This window comes from Pontimicrobium sp. MEBiC01747 (genome assembly GCF_053601635.1).
Genome location: NZ_JBSHNS010000130.1, coordinates 1 through 542, shown reverse-complemented (window position 1 = coordinate 542; position 542 = coordinate 1). Strand labels below are relative to the sequence as shown.

Genomic DNA, 542 nt, shown 5'->3' with positions numbered 1-542 from the left:
ATAATCTTGATGATCTATTAAAGAATATCCAGTTCTATTTATATAAAAACTATCTTCAAGAGTTAGATAATCGGACGCACTAGTTTTAGAGACTTTTTTATTAAAAAATGATAGTAACTTTTTAAAAGCTATTGTTTCTTTTATGCTATCCTGATAGGATACGCTACCAATAAAATCGCCAATACTTTGAAGTTGAGAGAAAAAACTAAAAATTCGATTTGTTTCTTCTTTATTTAAAAAGAATAGTACTCCTTCTATTAATATAAATGAGGTCTTATTTTGTACAATAGTATTAATTTTAGACAAGAGATCCTGTTCATAATTTTTACTAAAATCTACACCTATAAAGTGAATCTCTCTTTCTGGTAATTGTTTACTGCTTTGCCACTCATTAATTTTTAAGCTTTTATGGTTTACTATCTCTGGCTTGTCTATTTCTATGTTTATTAAAGATTCATTTAACAAAAAAGGATACATACTAAAACCACTGCCAAAGTTTATTAAAACTTCAACATTATTAGTTTTTATAAGTTTTTTTATTG

1 protein-coding gene is annotated in these 542 nt (G+C 25.5%); it reads right to left on the bottom strand.

What is annotated here, in order from left to right; translation table 11 throughout:
* Positions 1–542: class I SAM-dependent methyltransferase (locus ACVC2P_RS03660; RefSeq protein WP_452597134.1), on the bottom strand; the 542-nt coding region annotated here is incomplete at both ends.